Below are 2163 nucleotides of genomic sequence, written 5' to 3'. Positions count from 1 at the left end.
CTGTCGCAGATCAGCCATTGAACGTTGCCACTGAGGCGACCCTGCGTCGTGATCTGGCCGCTGCCTATCGCCTGGCAGCCCTGTTTGGCTGGGACGACACCCTGTACACGCATTTTTCCGCGCGCCTGCCGGGGCTGGAGCCGCGTTTTCTGATCAACCCGTTTGGCCTGTTGTTTGAGGAAGTGCGCGCCAGCGATTTGCTGGTGGTGGATATGCATGGCCGCGTGCTGGACGGCAATGCCGACTACAACGTCGCCGGTTTTACCATTCACAGCGCCGTGCATATGGCCCGCGAAGACGCCCATTGCGTGATCCATACCCACACCCTGCCGGGCATGGCGGTGGCGGCCAACGATAAAGGCTTGGCGCAGCTTAATCAGATCAGCGCCGAGTTTTATCGCCGTGTCGGTTATCACAGCTATGAAGGCATCGCCTTGGACCTGGGCGAGCGCGAACGGCTGGTGGCGTCACTTGGCGACAATATCGCCATGATCCTGCGCCACCACGGCTTGCTCAGCGTTGGTAGCAGCGTCGCCGATGCCTTCTACGTGATGTATTACCTGAACAAGGCCTGCGAAATTCAGCTGACGGCCGCAGTGCTCGATGGCGTCAGTGAAATCTCCGGCAAGCTCGCCCAGCACGCCTGCGAGCAGTTCCAGGGCTGCGAATGGCAACGCCCACTGCTGTGGGATGCTTGGCTGCGCAAGCTCGAACGCCTTGACCCCTCTTATAAAAATTAAGGATTAGCCATGACCACCTGCGGCGAATTTCTGGTTAAGCAACTTGCAGCCTGGGGCGTGGATACCGTATTCGGCATTCCCGGCGTGCACACGGTGGAGCTGTATCGCGGCCTGCCCCACAGCACCATCCGCCATATCACCCCACGCCACGAGCAAGGCGCCGGGTTTATGGCCGACGGTTATGCGCGGGTTACCGGCAAGCCTGGCGTGTGTTTCATCATTACTGGGCCGGGGATGACCAATATCCTCACGGCCATGGCCCAGGCCTATGCTGACTCGATTCCGATGCTGGTGATTTCCAGCGTTAACGAACGCGCACGCTTGGGCAGCGGCAATGGCTATTTGCATGAGCTGCCGGATCAACGCGGGCTGACCGCAGGCGTGACCGCTTTTAGCCGTACGGTGCTGAGCGTCGAGCAATTACCCGAAGTGCTGGCCCGCGCCTTTGCCGTGTTTGATAGCGAGCGGCCAAGGCCGGTGCATATCGAATTGCCGCTGGACATTATCACCGCGCCCGCTGAGCACATGCGTGTGCAGCCACGCGCCGTGTTAAGCCGCCCTGCTCCCGCGTTGGCCTTGCTGCAACAGGCAGCAGACAAATTGCGCAACGCTCAGCGCCCGCTGTTGCTGCTCGGTGGTGGCTGCCTGGACGCCGCCGCCGAAGCACGCGCATTGGCCGATGCGCTGGATGCACCCACCGCGCTGACCATCAACGCCAAAGGCCTGCTGCCGGCAAATCACCCGTTGCTGATCGGCAGCAACCAATCGCTAGTGCCGGTGCGCGAACTGGCCGCCGCTGCCGATGTGATTCTGGCCATCGGCACGGAGCTGGGTGAAACCGATTACGACGTGGTGTTTAACGGCGGCTTTGCCCTCAATGGCGAGCTGATCCGCGTCGATATCGACCCGCAGCAGTTAGTGCGCAACCATGCCCCTGCCCTGGCCATTCATAGCGATGCGCGCCTGGCCATGCTTGCACTGCTGGCCGAACTGCCCGGCCGCGAGAGCAATCCAGATAGCCCAGGCGTTCAACGTGCCGAAGCGGTACGTGCGCAATTGGCCGAAGACTTCAGCGGCTGGGGCCATTACCGCGAGCTGTTTGCTACGTTATTGGCGGCGTATCCGCAGGCGCGCTTTGTCGGCGACTCGACGCAAACCGTCTACAGCGGCAACCACCTGGTCGACCTTGACGCCCCACGCCGCTGGTTTAATTCCTCCACCGGCTACGGCACCCTCGGCTACGCCCTGCCCGCCGCTATCGGCGCCAAACTGGCCGAACCCCAAACCCCGGTAATTTGCCTGATTGGCGATGGTGGGCTGCAATTCTCCCTGCCGGAACTGGCCAGTGCGGTGGAAGCGCAAGTCGGCATCGTGATTGTGCTGTGGAATAACTACGGCTATGGCGAGATCAAGGGCTATATGC

2 protein-coding genes are annotated in these 2163 nt (G+C 61.5%); both read left to right on the top strand.

The annotated features are described in order from the left end of the window. The first annotated feature begins 17 nt into the window (after positions 1 to 17). Positions 18 to 740 carry a class II aldolase/adducin family protein gene (locus AAAB16_RS18450; RefSeq protein WP_340664635.1) on the top strand — a complete coding sequence of 241 codons (723 nt, stop codon included), beginning with the start codon at positions 18 to 20 and terminating at the stop codon, positions 738 to 740. Positions 741 to 749: 9 nt separating this feature from the next. Further along, the coding region (locus AAAB16_RS18445; RefSeq protein WP_340664634.1) for a 5-guanidino-2-oxopentanoate decarboxylase at positions 750 to 2163 on the top strand (1414 nt) is incomplete at its 3' end.

The organism is Pseudomonas sp., from assembly GCF_037994325.1.
Classification (GTDB): Bacteria; Pseudomonadota; Gammaproteobacteria; order Pseudomonadales; family Pseudomonadaceae; genus Aquipseudomonas.
Note: the sequence above shows the minus strand (reverse complement) of the source record. Positions and strands in the feature narration are given on the sequence as shown.